The sequence below is a fragment of the Umezawaea tangerina genome (assembly GCF_003002815.1).
Classification (GTDB): domain Bacteria; phylum Actinomycetota; class Actinomycetes; order Mycobacteriales; family Pseudonocardiaceae; genus Umezawaea; species Umezawaea tangerina.
Window position 1 is genome coordinate 445,975 of sequence record NZ_PVTF01000008.1, and the last position, 16,048, is coordinate 462,022.

Here is a 16,048-nt window from a genome sequence, read left to right on the forward strand (position 1 = left end):
CAGCCACACACGTGAGGAGTGATCAGCGATGACCACCGTCGGCGAATCCGTCGTTCCGTACTACGGCCCTGGTAGCAACCACCCGCCGGCCGACACGAGCTGGCAGGGCCCTGCCGACGGCTACTACAGCGACCAGTTCGTCTGGGGAAGCTTGCCCAAGGCTTCGGAGAACGCCACGAGCGGGGTCAGCGTCAACACCGATGCCCTGAGGATGTTCGCGCAGAACCTCCGCTCGCTGCTCGTGCCGCTGAAGGCGGCCCAGGACAGCCTGGAGGGCATGAGGCTCGCCCCCGGCGGCTTCTTCGACGCGTACGCGTTGGTCGGCAAGGTGCTCGGTTCCGGTGCCGGTGCGGGAGAGGCCATCCAGCCGACCACGCTCGACTTCATCAAGAAGGCGGTCCAGGCCGTCACCATCGCCGCTGACGAGCTCGAAGGTCTTGCGCGCCAGTACAAGAGCGCCGAGGAGCTCAACGCCGCCACCGGACACGATGTCGAGGAGTACATCCAGGGCGCGAAGGCCTACATCGGCAACGCCGTCGGCGTCGCCCCCGGTCTCACCTGACCGCGGTTCCCCCTGCGTTCGTCGCCGCATCCACTCGGGTCACGAGTCCCGCCAGACAGGAAAGCTCCGCGACATGGCTGATGACAATCCGGGCTTCACGATCCAGAACGGCACCTTCTTCGCGACCGGTGACGGATCGGGCCTGAAGAAGGAGGACTACGACAACTGGGATTGGCACCGGATCGAGGCCGCGATCACCGGCTTCTCGTCCGTACCCCCGGACATGAAGGTCGACTTCTCCAGCGGGCCCTCAAATCCGTCGACCCTGTGGAACGCCGCGTTGGCCTTCCGCTCGGTGCAGGAGATCCTGTTCCAGATCGGTAGCACGACCCGCGAACAGGCGAAGACCCTCGCCGGCGAGGACGGCTACTGGAAGGGCGAGGCCGCCACGGCGTTCCTGCAGCTCATGACGCAGTTCGGCAACGCGTTCACCAGCCACGCGCGGCAGCTCGCAGGAGGTCCGGCCCACATCTCGCCCGTGCCGGAGTCGTTGTGGGCCGCGGGTTCGTACCTCGACTGGGCGCGGCGGACGATCTACGAGATCGATGCCCACTACGGCAACGAAGCCATAAAAGTCGCCACGATGTTCGGCTCGGCGGTAGTGGACGAACTGATCATGGACAACAAGATGGTCAAGATCAGCAGTTACCCCTTCATCGTCGCGATGATGGAGGCGGACATGCGGAAGGTCCTGAAGATCCTGGCGGCCGAGTACGAGAAGTCGAAGTTCGACAACACCCTCGTGTCCGTGCCGACGCCGGGCTCCGGCACGGGCCCGCCTCCGCCGAACAAGCCGTTCGTGACCAGCGAGCGGCCTCCTGCCCTCGGGCCTCCTTTCACCGGGATCGAGGCTCCGATGGAGGTGCAGCCCCCGCCGGGGCTGGGGATTCCACCGGAGTTGGGGTCGGCGATGCACGTCCCCGCCGGCATGGCCGAGGGGCCGGGTCTGTCTCCGTTCGACCAGGCCGCGCTGACCGGTCCGGGAAGCGGTGCGGGCCGGCCACCGGGCTTCGAACCGACGGGTTTCCCCGCCATGGTGCCGCCTTCGTTCGACGGTCCTCCTGCGTCGGAAGGGGTGGGCGCGCCACCGTCGCTCCAGCCTTTCGCGCCGTCGTCGCTGCCCCCGTCCGGCAGTGGCCTGAACGGGTCTGGGCCCGGCAACCGGGTGAACCTCCCGTCGGGTCAGAAGCCGGGATCGGGCGCGGGAGCCACGTCGCCGAACCTGCCGGAGCTCGAGCCGTTCGAGCCGTCCGAGCCGCCGGACCTGGCGGACTGGGCGGCGGACAAGGCCCTGGACAGCCTCGACTCGGCCGACCAGCGTGGTGCTGGCGTGCCAGGTGGTGCGCTTGGCGGGATGCCGATGATGCCGCCGATGTCGCCGCCCGCGGGGCCCGGCGCGGGTGGGTCCGAGCGGTCGGACGCATCCGGTCTGCTGGGTGGTGAGGTCGCTTCGTGGGAGGGTGCCGACCTTGCCGGGATCGGTGATCCGGAGGCGCTCGCCGATCTGGCTGAGGGCAAGGAGAAGTGGGAGGCGCCGTCGCTTGGTGCCGGTGTTCCCGGTGGTATGCCGATGGTGCCGCCGATGTCGCCGCCCGCGGGATCTGGTGCGGGTGGGTCCGAGCGGTCTGATGCGTCCGGTCTGCTGGGTGGTGAGGTCGCTTCGTGGGAGGGTGCCGACCTTGCCGGGATCGGTGATCCGGTCGCGGACGAGGCCCTCCCGGAGGGCGAGGCCCAAACCTGGGCCTCGGTCATGTCGTCGGGTGTGCCCGTGGACGGTCTGCTCCTGGAAGTGCCGAACGAGTCCGTCGAGCCGGTGGTGAACGGTTTCGGCGAACCCGATGACCGAGTCCACGGCCGGCCTGTCGCCCCCGGTGTTCCCGACGGGGACACCGCGGCGTGGGAGGGCGCGTCCGCACCGGGACAACCCCTCGGGACAGCCACGCGGTCCGCGTCCCTCCTGCCCGGTGCACCGGTGCTACCGGCCCCGGCCGCACCGGTGGTCTCGAACGTGCCCGCGCGCGCCGACTCGTCCGCGTTGATCGCGGACGATCGCGCCTCCTCGGCCGTGCCGTCCGATCCCGGCGCTTCCCGGCAGGAGGATGAGCGGGGTGGTCCGGGGAGCGGCGTGCCGCTCCCGCCCGAGTCGCTGGAAGAGCGGATCGCCGTTGTGCGGCCCCCTGACGCCGACGAGGACTTCGGCGCGTGGGACGTCCCCGCGAGCACCGGTCTCCTGTGGGCCGTGCCGGCTCCCGGCCGGACAGCGGAGGACGACGATGAGGCGGAACCGCACACGCCCGACCACACGGTGCGCGGGACAACGCCTTGGGAGTCCGTGACGAACCACGCTGCCGCGCGGTCGGCGGTGGACGTGAAAGCGCTCGGGAGTCGGAGTTTCAGGGACGGCAGCGAGTTCCTCCCGCGCCCCGACAGGCCAGAGGACTTGCGCAGGTGCGGAAGTGCCGAGCACGACGCCGAGGCCCAGCCTGCCGAGGAGGAAGTGGCGCGTGCTGCCGAGGAGGGGGAAACGGCGGAAGAGGAGCAGACGCCCACATCCGCCGACCTGCTTCGCCAGGACGGCGGCGCGTGGGCGGAGGCCTCGCGTCCGAGGACTACCGGGGTGATCGAATGAGCACCGTCACCGTCAAGCGCGGGCCTCGGCCTGCCGGCCCCGAGATGCCGGAAGGCCAGGAAGAACTCCAGGAACCGCCTTTGGTGCCTGAGCCGGCGGCGCGGGACTACAGCTCGGTGCTGATGTTCGTGCCGATGGCGCTCGGTCCGATCGCGATGGTCCTGATGTTCTCCAGCGTCGGATCGGGCGGCGGCTCACCGCTGATCATCATCATGTCCGGTGCGATGGCGATGGGCATGGTCGCGATGGCGACCAACCAGTTGTTCCGCGGTGCCGGTGAGCGCAGGAAGAAGCTGGACGCCGAGCGTCGTGACTACCTGCGCTACATCTCCCAGTTGCGCCGCAAGGCGAGGGAGAGGAGCGACGAGCAGCGGGGCGCGGTGGCGTGGAACAACCCCGACCCCTCCTGGCTCTGGTCGTTGGCCGCCGGACCCCGCCTGTGGGAGCGGCGGGGCAGCCACGACGATTTCGCGAGGGTGAGGATCGGCCTCGGCGTGCAGCACGCGGCGATGGAGTTCACGCCCCCGTCCACCAAACCGATCGAGGACCTCGAACCGCTGTGCGCGATCTCGCTCCGGCGCTTCAGCGAGACCTATCGGACCGTCACCGGCATCCCCATCGCCGTCGGCCTGCGCAGTTTCACCAGCGTCGAGTTCGCGGGCGACCCCGTCGCGGCGGTCGGGCTGGTGAGGGCCATGGTCGGGCAGCTGGTCACCTTCCACGCGCCGGACGAACTCCGGATCGCGGTGCTCACCGCGCCGCAGAACCAGGCGGACTGGGACTGGGTGAAGTGGCTGCCGCACAACGCGCACCCCACCGCTCGTGACGCCGCGGGCCCGTTGAGGATGCTGACCTGCGACCACGACGAGCTGGTCGAACTGCTCGGCGCCGAGGTCACCGATCGCGGCGACCACGACAAGGGCGTGCTGCCGGGAGTGGCGGAACCGTTCGTCGTGGTCGTCGTGCACCTCGCCACCATTCCGGAACACTCGCCGCTGTTCGGGCCCGGTCTGCGCAACGTGTCACTCCTCGACGCCACCGGTGCGTTGCCGGGTGGCGCGAAGGTGCTCCGGTTGACTTGCCGGGACGGCCAGGTCTCCTATCCGGCGGGCGACGACGAGATCGGCACCGCGACGGCGGACTCGCTCGGTCTACCGCAGGCGGACACCCTCGCGCGAGTGCTCGCCCCCAAGCGCACCAACGGGACCATCGACGTGGTCGACCGCCCGTTCGACAACGACTTCGAGCTGACCGCGTTGCTGGCCATCCGGGACGTGCACACCTTCGACGTCAACGCCCAGTGGCGCCACAAGGCCGCGCAACGGACCCGCCTCCAGGTGCCGATCGGGGTCACGGAGGAGGGCGAGGTCGTGGAGATCGACCTCAAGGAGTCCGCCCAGGGCGGCATGGGTCCGCACGGAATGCTGATCGGTGCCACCGGGTCCGGCAAGAGCGAACTGCTGCGCACACTGGTGTGCGCTCTCGCCGCCACGCACTCGTCGGAGATCCTCAACCTCGTCCTGGTGGACTTCAAGGGCGGTGCGACCTTCCTCAACATGGAGAAGCTGCCCCACACCTCGGCGGTGATCACCAACCTGGCCGACGAGCTGCCGCTGGTCGACCGGATGCAGGACTCGATCAACGGTGAGATGACCCGGCGCCAGGAAGCCCTCCGGCAAAGCGGGCACTCGTCCCTGTTCGAGTACGAGAAGGCCCGCCTGGCAGGTGGGCAGCTGCCGCCCCTGCCCACCCTGCTGGTCATCGTCGACGAGTTCTCCGAGCTGTTGAGCGCCAAGCCCGAGTTCATGGACCTGTTCGTCTCCATCGGCAGGCTGGGGCGCAGCCTCGGCGTGCACCTGCTGCTCGCCTCCCAGCGCCTGGACGAAGGGCGCATCCACCGGGTCGAAGGTCACCTGTCGTACCGGGTCGCACTGCGGACGTTCTCCTCCATGGAGTCCCGCAGCGTCATCGGCGTCGCCGACGCCTACGAGCTGCCGTCCGGTCCCGGCAACGGCTTCCTCAAGATCGACACCAGCACCTTGGTCCGGTTCAAGGGTGCTTACGTCTCCGGACCGTGCCGGACCGCCGCACCCGACAGCGGAGCTGTCAGCGAGGAGGACCTCGCGGCCGGGGAGATCGTCCCGTTCTACACCGGGCCGAACCCGACCGCGTTCCAGCTCCTCTCCACCGCCGAGCAGGACGAGGAGTCCGCCGAGGCGGAAGACGAGGACCAGCCGGCCGCCGAGGACGCGCCGAGCCTCGCGGAGGTGTTGATCGGGCGCCTGGCGGGAGCCGGTCCCGCGGCTCGCCAGGTGTGGCTCCCGCCGTTGGCCGAGTCCCCGAGCCTGGACTCCCTGCTGCCCAGCGTGGTGCCCGATCCCCGACTCGGCATGACCGTCGACGACCCGATGGCCCGCGGCAGGCTGCGCGTGCCCGTCGGCTTGGTCGACATGCCCTACGAGCAGGTGCGCGAGCTGCTGGTCGCCGACCTGTCCGGTGCGGACGGTCACGTCGGTGTGGTGGGCGCGCCGATGAGCGGCAAGTCGGCCTTGCTGCGCACGGTGATCCTCGGCCTCGCCCTGACACACACGCCGGCGGAGGTCCAGTTCTACGGGCTGGACTTCGGTGGTGGCGGCATCACGTCCGTCAGCGGCCTGCCGCACTTCGGGTCCGTCGCGACGCGCATGGAGCGCGACCGCGTGGTCCGCACGCTCGAAGAAGTGGTGCAGGTCATGGAGATGCGCGAGGCCGTGTTCGCCGCGGAGGGCCTGGAGTCGATGGCCGACTACCGCGCCGCCCGGCGGGACGGCCGGATCGAGGACCAGCACGGCGAGGTCTTCCTGATCATCGACGGCTGGTTCACGCTGCGCCAGGACTACGGCGACCTGGAGACCAAGCTGACCGAGATCGCCGCACGTGGTCTGTCCTTCGGCATCCACCTGGTGGTGTCGTCGACGCGCTGGTCGGAGATCCGGCCGTGGCTGCGGGACGTGCTGGGCACGCGGTTCGAGCTGCGGCTGGGCGACCCGATGGAATCGGAGGTGCAGAGCCGCAAGGCCGCCACCGTGCCGAACCAGCCGGGTCGTGGCCTCACGAGTTCGGGTTTCCACTTCCTCGCCGCGCTGCCGCGGCTCGACGGGTCTTCGACGACCGACGACCTGGCGGTGGCGACGAAGTCCGTGGTGGACGAGGTGCGCGCGTTCTGGCCCGGTCGCAGCGCACCCGGCGTGCGGCTGCTGCCGACCCGGTTGCCGGTGGTGGACCTGCCGCGGCCGGAGGGCGACCTGCGGATCTGCCTCGGGCTCGACGAGCAGCGCCTCACCCCCGTGTGGCACGACTTCAACGCGGTCCCGCACCTGTTCATGATGGGTGACGCGGAGACCGGCAAGACCAACGCGCTGCGGCTCGTGCTCCGCTCGATCGTGTCCGCCTACCGCCCCGGACAGGCGAAGATCCTCGTGGCCGACTCCCGGCGCGACCTCGACGGCATGGTCCCGGAGGCTTACCGCGTCGGGCACGTCGTCGGTTCCGACGCGCTGATCGACCTCGCCACGAAGGCCGCGGTGTCGCTGCACAAGCGCGTACCCGGTCCGGACATCTCGTCGGAACGCCTGCGGCGCCGGGACTGGTGGGAGGGACCGCAGCTGTTCGTGGTCGTCGACGACTACGAGCTGTTCGCGGGCGGGATGTCGATGGGCACCCCGATGGACGCGCTGCTCCCGTTGCTGGCGCAGGGTGTCCACATCGGATTTCACCTGGTTCTGGCGCGCAGCAGCGCGAACGCGATGCGCGGCTTGATGGATCCGGTGATGCGGCGGCTGTGGGAGCTCGGCACGCCGGCGCTGCTGTTCTCCTACCCGAAGGAGGAGGGCAAGTTCCTCGGCGAGGCCCCGCCGCGCACCCTGCCGCCCGGCCGCGCCCAACTGGTCACCCGCCGGGGCGTGAAGCTGATCCAGACCGGGGTCGTGCCGGTGGACGGCGCGCACCACGTCGGCGCCGGTTCCGTGAGCGCGTCGTCAAGGAATGAGGGACTGTGACCACGATTCCCGCATCGTGCCGCATCACGGTGCTCGGCCCGAGCGGACGGGCTGATCTCGCTGTGCCCGTCTCCACCAACGTCTCCGCGCTGCTGCCGACACTCGTCCGGCACGTCGTGCGGGACCAGGACCGCGATGGCGACGGGCACGAGTCCTGGGCGTTGCAACGGCTCGGTGACGCGCCGTTCGACCCCGAAGGCACTCCGGAGACCCTCGACTGGCTCGACGGTGAGCAGCTCTACCTCACCCGCGCGGAGAACCCGTTGCCGGAGTTGGACTTCGACGACGTGGCGGAGGGAATGGCCGCGGCGGTCAACCGGCAGGGCAACAGGTGGAACGGCGAGGTGAACCGCGCACTGTTCCTCGGCCTGACTGGTGTCGCGTTCGCCGCGATCGGGGTGTCGCTCTTCGCGAACACGAGCGCGGCGTTCGCCGCGACGACCGCCGGGGTGCTCGCGACCCTGCTCTGCCTGGCCGCCGTGCTCGTCGCGCGCACGATCGCGGACCGAGGGCTCGCCGCGGTCCTCGGTGTCGCGGGATGCCTGTTCGCCTGCCTGGCAGGGTTGATCGGCCAGGCAGGCCTGCCTGGCGCTCTGTCGTTGCCGCCGTGGGCCGTCTTCACCGGCGGGCTCGCCATGGGATTGGCGGCGGCCGTGTTGTTGCTGATCCAGCGGCTCTTCGCGCGAGACCTCCCGATCGTGTCGTTCGGGTGCGCCGCGGTGGCCGGACTCGGTGCGCTGCTCGCCATGTTCCTGCACCTGAACATGGACTTCACGGCGTTGCAGACGGCGCCACTGGTCATGGTGTTCTTCTTCGTGCTGTTGCTGTTCGCGCCGAAGCTGGCGACTCGCGCCGCTCGTCTGCGCGGTCCGCAGCTGCCTCGCAACGCGGAGGAGATGAAGATCGACATCGAGTCGGTGCCCGCCGCCAGGGTGATCGAGCAGACCGGTCACGCCGACCGCTACCTGGGCGTGCTGACCATCGGATCCTCCGCGGTGTTCGGGTGCGGGTTCTGGTACCTCCTGCGTGACCCGCACTGGCTGGACTTCACCCTCGCCCTCCTGCTGGCGGCCGCGATCCTGCTGCGTTCACGGGAGTTCCTCGACATCGCCCAGCGCACCGCGTTGGTGCTCGCCGGGACGTGGGGTCTGGTGCTGCTCTCACTCGGACTGCTCGCCGGGATGAACGACGTCGAGCGGGTCGTCGGTACCGCCGCGCTCGTGCTGGGCGCGTTTCTGCTCGTGGCGGCGGCGTTGCGGCCCGCGCACCGCCGTGTGCTGCCGATCTGGCCGCACCTGAGCGACGTGCTGGAGAACGCGTGCTGCCTCGCGTTGGTGCCCTTCCTGTTGCAGGCCTTGGGAGTTTTCGCCTGGGCTCGCGGTCTGGCGGGGTGAGGCGGTGCAGACCAAGAAGGACCACGTCCACGCCTACCAGACGCTCGTCGGCCGGATGAGCGCCGCGCTGTTGCTGGGAGACACCAACTACAGCGAGGCCCCGGCGCGGCGTGCCCTGATGGGACTGGTGTTCGGCCTCGTGCTCGCCCTGCTCGTCGGGGTGGGCTTCTGGGTCTACGGGCTGATGAACCCCGGCGGCAACACGGCGTGGCGCAAGCCGAACGTCATCGTCGTGGAGAAGGAGAGCGGAGCCCGGTTCGCCTACCAGCGGGGCGTGCTCGTCCCGGTGCTCAACCACGCGTCGGCGATGCTGTTGCTGGGCTCGGGGGCGAAGGTCGAGTCGGTCTCGCGCGCGTCGTTGGCCGGTGTGCCGCGGGGCGTGCCCGTCGGCATCGTGGGCGCCCCCGACCCGGTACCGGCGGCGGACGCCCTGGTGACCACACCGTGGCTGCTCTGCCTGCCCCGCACCGGCGGTGGTGACCAGCAGGGTGCGGGCCTGATGAGCATGACCTTCGGCTCCGCACCCTCGGTTCCGGTCGGCGAGCACGAGTACATGTGGGTCGGGTCGCCGTCCGGTGACCAGTACCTGGTGTGGTCGTACCGCAAGCTGAGACTGGCGGACCGCAAGGTGGCGGTGGCACTGGGGCTCGGCACCGCCTCCCCGCCGGTCGCGCCGAACGCGTGGCTCGGGTCCCTGCCCGACGGTCCCGAGCTCAAGGCCGCCCAGATCCCGGACGACGGGCGCAAGTCCGTTGCGGTGGCCGGTGTGCCGTGGCCGGTCGGCACGGTGTTCCGGCAGTCCGCGGGCAACGGCAGGCAGAACTTCACGGTGTTGCGCGACGACGGCCTGGCCTCGCTGTCCGCGACCGAGGCCGCGTTGCTGGAAGCGGCGAACGGCCGGGTCGTGGTGGAGCTGGACCCGGCGTCGATCGCGGCGGCACCCCGGTCGAGCGACACGTCGCTGACCGCGCGGATCCCCGACGTGCTCGCCGACAGCTCCCTGCAGACCGGGACGAGGTCCTTCTGCCTCAGACAGGAGACGAACGGCGCGAACCTGCTCAGCGTGCCGGTCACGACCGAGCGCGACAACGCGTGGACGGGGATGAGCGCCCAGGTCGGACCGTACCTCGAACCGGGCACCGGCCTGCTCGCCGCCTCGGTACCGGGCCCCACCACCGCGGGAGCCAAGCCGGACCGGTTCCTGATCACCGATCGCGGTGTCAAGTACGCACTTGCCGACGACCAGACCGTCTCGGCACTGGGCTTCGGCGGCGTTCAGCCACGCCCCGTGCCCAGGACCGTCCTGGACGAGATCCCGAGCGGACCGGCGTTGAGCCGGGCCGCGGTGGGCGTGGTGGAGAAAGGACGTGGCTGAATGAGACTCCTGACCAAGCACCAGGACGCCGGCGGCGATCGGGACCTGATCGGACACACGATCGGCAACGCGCTGGTCGTGCGGTCCAAGCACGTGTTGCGCGACGAGATCCGCGACCTCGCCCTCGGACTCGCCGCGGATCCGGATCACGAGCTCGTCATCGTCGACTTGCCGGTGGACAGCCCGTTCGCACTGTGGGAGTCGGCGGCGAAGCTGCTGCCCCGCAAGCGCCGAGGCGTGCGGCTGGTCATCGGCGGTCGGTCCCGCGAGACGACGACCCTGGCGGGCCAGTGGTTGTCGGAGCGGCTGAACCGCACGGTGATCGCGCCGGACGGCACGGTGATGAGGGGGGTCGGCGGTTCGCTGTTCGTCGACTCGGGCTGGGGCACCGGATGGGTGCGCTTCCAGCCCGGCAAGTCGCCCCAGCCGGACGGCAAGCGCTTCCCCCGCCCGCACTGGGAGGAGGCCTCGCCGCTGGTCGAGATCATGCCGACGAGTGCGGGCGGCGTCGCCGAACCGTTGCCGGGTGGGGTGTGGCTGCGGCCGCGCGGCCCGGAAACCGTGCTGCGACAGCACCGCAAGCGGTTGATCGAGTCGCTGCCGAGCCAGCCCGGCGTCTGCGTGGTCGTGCTGGGTTGTCCGGGGGCGTTGCCGATCTCGCCGCACGACGTCACCCGCTTCTGGAGCTGGCTACCCGTCGAGGCACGGGCGCGGTTGCGGCTGGTGGGGTTCGGGCCGGTGAAGTTGTCCGACGACATCTCCTACGGTCAGGCCCTCGCGGACGAGCTGCACGAGAAGGTCATCTGCTACACCGGGCTGCCCACCGGTTCCCGGATCGACCCGGACGTCTACACCGTGCGCCCCGACGGCGCCCTCGGGTGGCGGGCTTTCGCCGAGGAGATGACCTACCACCCCGCACGGGGCGGAGCGGCGCGGCCGCCCGCGTTGCTGAGCTACCGGGATCCCGTGTCCGGGGTCGAGGAGGTCGCGCCCGCCGTGTACCGGTACGCGCCGAACGTCGTGCTGGAGGTCGTCCAGTCGGGCCTGTGGGTCAGGCCCGACCAGGAGTTGCCACACGCGCCCGCGGTGCGCGCCGCGTTGCCCGATGCCGCCCGGCACCTGGTGCTGTTCGAGGCCGGCCACGGTGATGTCCTCCGGGAGCTCGCCGAGGACGTGCTCGGCAGGTTGGAGCCCGCGACGCGGTACCTGAGCGGGCTGACGCGGGCGACCTCGCTGGTACGGCAGCGGATCGAGGTCGGGGGAAGGGCGATGGCGGTCTTCGAACCGGTCGCTGCCGCGCCTCCCGTCATCGAGGCGGCCTCCGAGCCGGTGCCCGTCTCGACGATCGGGTCTCCGGCCTCGTCGTGGTCGGCGGACACCATGGGCGTGCGGCTGGAGAGCGCGCTGCCCGAGGCGATCCAGTACCGGCCCGCCCCCTGGACCGGTACTGGGCCGCGGACGGCGGTGCCGGACGCGACATCGGCTCAGAGCACCTCCGACGGTGGCAGCGTGATCGACGTGCGCTCCGTGAGCGGGCCGCCCGCCGCCGAGGTGTCGGGCGAGCCTGCGGCGCCCGGTGAGGGGTCGCCGGGAACTTCCCCGTCCGGCGGACCTGGTCCGGCGGTCGCCGAGCCGAGCGCCACGCCGACCGGGACGTCGTTCCTGGAGGCGGCTCCGCCGGTGGCCGGGATCACGGCCACCGAAGCCCCGGTCGTCGCGGGCCTCGCGACCACGGCGCCCGAACACGGGTCGGCCGCGGAGCGATCCGCCGTCATGCCTGCCGTCCCGGCCCCGACGGCGATGTCCCAGCCCACTCCGCCTACGCCGTCTGACCAGCCCGTGGCGGCCTCCCGCGAGGCCGTCGTCTCGGTGCAGCCCACGCCGTCCTCCGGCGCCGCCGCCCTCGTGCCGAAGCGCGGAGTCGAGGAGGAGCGCGCCTGGCTGCGCCGGGCTCTCAGCCGTGAGTACGCCGCGGTCGCGAACTCCGTGAGCAGGGTCTTGTCCGAGCACCCCGGTTTCCAGGGGGCGATCGAACGGTCGGCGGGCGTGCTGAGCGACGCGGTGGCGATCCGCCTCTACCTGTCGGGTCAGGGCGACGGGGTCGACGTGTCGTTGCGGTCGGGGGCCACCGGGCCCCACGTGCCGTTCGCGAGGTGTGTGGTGTCCGGACTGAGCAGGCTGCCGTCCCACCGCGGTGTGTCGGTGTTCGCCGCCTCGCCCACCGAGCGGGAATGGGATCTCTACCGGAGCCGGAAGTACTTCACCGACTGGGGTTTCGTGAACGCGCTGAGCGCGCCTTGCGCGAGGCAACGTCAGGAGCACGACGTCGACGTCGTGCTCTGGTCGATGACCGCGCGCCGCACGAAGCTGCTCGAACCCGAGCAGCACCCGACTCCGGACCGGGTGCTGTTCGTGCCCGGAACCAGCTTCAAGGTGCTCGACCTGGTCGAGCCGGAGGACGGCAGCCGAGGCCGGGTGCTGCTGCGCGAACTCGCGGCAGGGGAGGTCGACGAGTCCGGGCGGGTGGACGCGAACCGCGCCTCCCTCGACGAGCTGGCGCTGAACTCCTTGCGCCGCTTCGTGGACTCGTGGGCCGACGCGAAGCACGAGAAGCGAACGCCCCCTGCCGCCGCCTCCCGGTTCGGACCGCTGCCCGGCCTCGTGCGGCTGGGCGAGGAGGGACGATGAACCGCCAGTTGCTGGTAGTGGGCCCTGAGCGGCCGGGAGCGTATCCGACGATCGCGGCCGCCCTGCGGGAGGCGCCGGACGGGGCCACGATCAGCGTGCTGCCCGGCCGGTACGGGGAATCCCTCGTCGTCACGCGGATGGTCACCATCACCGCCGAAGGGGGAGTGGGGTCGGTACAGGTCGTCGCGCGCACCGGCAGCGCCGTTGTCGTGTCCGCCGCCGCGGCCCGATTCTCGGGGCTGGTGCTGACCAGCTCGGACCCGACCGCCGCGGCGGTGGACATCCGCCAGGGCGAGGTCGCGCTGGACGACTGCCGGGTGTCGGCGTCGGCGTGGGCTGCCGTGCTCGCGCGAGGTGAGGGCTGTGCGGTCCTGCACGGGTGCACCGTGTCCAGCAGCACGGGCGCGGGCATCGTGGTGACCTCCTCGCTGCCCAGCAGCGTGGAGGACACCGAGGTCGTGGACGTCGGTTCCTCCGGCGTGGTGGTGACGGAGGCGGGCGAGCTCCAGCTGCGCCGCGTCACCGTGCGCAACGCGAGCGGCAACGGCGTCTGCGTGAACGGGCGCGCTCGCGTCACCATCGAGGACTGCCGGATCATCGAGGCCGCGAAACCCGCGCTGGTCGTGGAGCAGGAGGCGAGCGCGGCGGTGCGCGAGGTCACCGTCACGGGGAGTGCGAGCCTCGACCTCTACGTGCGCAGCACGGGACAGGTGGTGATCACCGACTCCTCGTTCTCCGGCGCGGGTGTGCAGTCCGCGCACATCGCCGGTGGCAGCACACCGCGGTTGACGGGCTGCCGGTTCGACGCGGCGGGCCACAACGCCGTCTACGTCACCGGAGGGTCGTCGCCCGCGTTCGACGACTGCGTGATCACCGGCAGCCCGGTCGGCGTGCTGGTGGACGCGACGTCACGGCCGACGTTCGCGGCGCTGCGGGTCGAGGGCAGCTCGCTCGGTGCTGTCCTGGTCGACGCCGAGTCCTCCGCGCGGATCAGGGGACTGCGCGCGGTGCCGGAGTCCGGGCCGGCGGTGGCGGTGAAGAACCGGTCGCGGCTCGCGCTGGGTGACGCGGTGATCGAGGTGTCCGGCGCTGCCGGGTTGTCGTTGACCGAGAACTCCCACTGCGAGCTGACCGACGTGCGGGTCACCGGCGCGGTACCGCACCTCGTGACGCTGGCGAACGGCGCGCACGGGGAGTTCGTGTCGGCTTTGCTGCGCGGTGGCGGTGTGCGGGTGGAGAACGCTTCGCTGTCGATCCAGGACAGCGAGGTCGTCGACGCAGAGGAAGACGGCATCAGCGCGGGCGCGGGCAGTGTCGTGGAGGTCGTGCGCTGCCGCGTCCGATCTGCCAAGCGACACGGTGTGCACCTGCTGAGCGGTTCGCGCGGCGATGTGCGTGGTTGCGAGGTCACGGGGAGCGCGGGTGACGGGCTGCTGCTCGACACCGAGGAAGCCGTGACCGTCGTGGACACCACGAGCACCGGGAACGGGGGCAGCCCGGTGCGCAAGGCGGTCGAGCACGAGCGCCTCTCGGTCAGCGGGCTGGTCACGGACCCGGCTCCGCGGCCCCTGACCCGGCCCGGGGCCGCTCCGACGGCGCCGCGGGCGTCCGAGGACGAGCCGACGCTGGGTGGCGCGATGGGAGCCGAACTGGAGGGGCCGCTCGCCGAGCTGGACACGCTGATCGGCCTCGACGGGGTGAAGCGCGAGGTGCTCGGCCTGATCAACCTGATCAAGATGGCCCAGAAGCGCCAGCGGATGGGGTTGCCCATGCCGCCGATGTCGCGGCACCTCGTGTTCGCGGGACCTCCCGGCACCGGCAAGACCACGGTCGCGCGGCTCTACGGTTCCGTGCTCGCCGAACTGGGCATCCTGAAGCGCGGGCACATGATCGAGGTCGCCAGAGCCGACCTGGTGGGCCAGTACATCGGTTCCACGGCCATCAAGACCACCGAAGTCGTCACCAAGGCGATGGGCGGCGTGCTGTTCGTCGATGAGGCGTACACCCTGTCCAGCGGGTCCGGTGGGAGCGGGCCCGACTTCGGGCAGGAGGCCATCGACACGCTGATGAAGATGATGGAGGACCACCGCGACGAGATCGTGGTGATCGTGGCGGGCTACTCCGAGCTGATGGAGCGGTTCCTCGCCTCCAACCCCGGCCTCGCCTCCCGCTTCTCCCGCACGATCGAGTTCCCCAACTACAGCGTCGACGAACTCGTCACGATCACGGCCAACCTGTGCCGGAAGCACTACTACGAGTTGACCGACGACGCGGTGGACACCCTCACCGACTACTTCGAGCGCGTGCCCAAGAACGACACGTTCGGCAACGGCCGCGTGGCGCGCAAGTTGTTCGAGGCCATGGTGAACAACCAGGCGTCGCGGCTGGCGCTGAAACCGCCGGGCAAGGACACCGAGCTGAGCAGGCTGACCGGCAAGGACCTCGCGAGCGAGCTCGTCGCGCTCGGCGAGGTCGCGCCGAGCGCGACGCCGCCGGACGCGAACACCGACCCGGTCGCGGCGGTGCGGGCCACACTGGGATGGCAGCGGTTCGCCGGCCTGTCCGGGTTGGCCGACGTGCGGGAAGCCGCCGGTCGCACCCTGGTCGCCCTGTGCGGCCTCAAGGTGCGCAACAAGGGCATGGGACACCGCGCCAACATCGCGCTGTCCGGCAGGAAGGGCATGGGCAGGCGTGCGGTCGCGGCACTCTACGCGCAGAGCCTGGCCGAGCTCGGACTCGTGCGCGCCGGCCACGTGACCAGGCTGTCGCTCGGACGCGACCTGTGTCCGCGCTGGCCCGGCCAGGCGGTGAGCCTGGTGTCCGCGGCGTTCGACGACGCCACCGGCGGGGTGCTCCTGCTGGACGCCGACGGTGACTGGACGGCCGATCCGGGCGAGCAACGGACGGAAGCCGTGGACGCGCTGACCGAGGCGATGCGGCGCGACCCGGCGGGTCCCGTGGTGCTGCTGTCGGGCGACGACCGTTCGCTGACCAGGGTGTTCGAGGTCTCGGCCGGGCTGGGCGACTGCTTCGCCGAGCGATGGGTCTTCGAGGACTACGACGTGGACCAGCTGACCGCGCTCGCCGTGCGGCAGCTCGCGCGCTGCGGCCACCGGGTGCCGGAGCCTGTGGCGGAGGCCCTGCGCGGGCTGCTGGCCATCGGCGAGAACACCGCCCGTGACGCGCACCAGCTCGCTCAGCGCCTCGCCACCACCGCGGCGTCCCGCACCCTGGCGGAGGCCGACCTGCGCGCGCTGACGATGTCAGCGCTCCCGTCGTTGTCACTGGACGAAGGTCTCGCGTCGGTGAGCTGACCGCCGTCCACGACTACCGGATCGATGGAGCAGACATGGTGGGGGATCA

7 protein-coding genes are annotated in these 16,048 nt (G+C 70.9%); all 7 read left to right on the plus strand.

Annotated elements, in window-relative coordinates; all coding sequences use genetic code 11:
- Nucleotides 1-28: 28 nt before the first annotated feature.
- Genes CLV43_RS27450 through CLV43_RS27480 form a run of 7 tightly spaced genes read left to right on the plus strand, consistent with a single transcriptional unit; the run spans nucleotide 29 to nucleotide 15,999 of the window.
- A complete protein-coding gene (locus CLV43_RS27450; RefSeq protein WP_106190355.1) occupies nucleotides 29-562 on the plus strand; it encodes a hypothetical protein in 534 nt (177 codons plus the stop codon).
- Entirely contained in the window at nucleotides 489-3,191 is a 2,703-nt protein-coding gene (locus tag CLV43_RS27455; protein ID WP_146174924.1) for a hypothetical protein, read from the plus strand. The genes CLV43_RS27450 and CLV43_RS27455 overlap by 74 nt, the downstream gene beginning before the upstream one ends.
- A 44-nt stretch (nucleotides 3,192-3,235) precedes the next feature.
- Complete coding sequence (gene eccCa / locus CLV43_RS27460) at nucleotides 3,236-7,228, plus strand: type VII secretion protein EccCa (protein WP_281262183.1); 3,993 nt, start codon at nucleotides 3,236-3,238, stop codon at nucleotides 7,226-7,228.
- Entirely contained in the window at nucleotides 7,225-8,622 is a 1,398-nt protein-coding gene (gene eccD / locus CLV43_RS27465; RefSeq protein ID WP_106190360.1) for a type VII secretion integral membrane protein EccD, read from the plus strand. The genes eccCa and eccD overlap by 4 nt, the downstream gene beginning before the upstream one ends.
- Nucleotides 8,623-8,626: 4 nt before the next feature.
- Entirely contained in the window at nucleotides 8,627-9,997 is a 1,371-nt protein-coding gene (gene eccB, locus CLV43_RS27470; RefSeq protein WP_106190362.1) for a type VII secretion protein EccB, read from the plus strand.
- Nucleotides 9,998-12,685: a hypothetical protein gene (locus CLV43_RS27475; protein ID WP_106190363.1), complete on the plus strand. Its 2,688-nt coding sequence runs from the start codon at nucleotides 9,998-10,000 to the stop codon at nucleotides 12,683-12,685. It begins immediately after the preceding gene.
- Nucleotides 12,682-15,999, plus strand: a complete 3,318-nt coding sequence (locus CLV43_RS27480) for a right-handed parallel beta-helix repeat-containing protein (protein WP_106190364.1) — start codon at nucleotides 12,682-12,684, stop codon at nucleotides 15,997-15,999. The genes CLV43_RS27475 and CLV43_RS27480 overlap by 4 nt, the downstream gene beginning before the upstream one ends.
- Nucleotides 16,000-16,048: the final 49 nt, after the last annotated feature.

Coding starts and splice junctions, on each gene's coding strand:
- eccCa (WP_281262183.1), top strand. CDS start 3,236: ATGCCGGAAGGCCAGGAAGAACTCCAGGAACCGCCTTTGGTGCCTGAG.
- CLV43_RS27450 (WP_106190355.1), top strand. CDS start 29: ATGACCACCGTCGGCGAATCCGTCGTTCCGTACTACGGCCCTGGTAGC.
- CLV43_RS27480 (WP_106190364.1), top strand. CDS start 12,682: ATGAACCGCCAGTTGCTGGTAGTGGGCCCTGAGCGGCCGGGAGCGTAT.
- CLV43_RS27475 (WP_106190363.1), top strand. CDS start 9,998: ATGAGACTCCTGACCAAGCACCAGGACGCCGGCGGCGATCGGGACCTG.
- CLV43_RS27455 (WP_146174924.1), top strand. CDS start 489: ATGTCGAGGAGTACATCCAGGGCGCGAAGGCCTACATCGGCAACGCCG.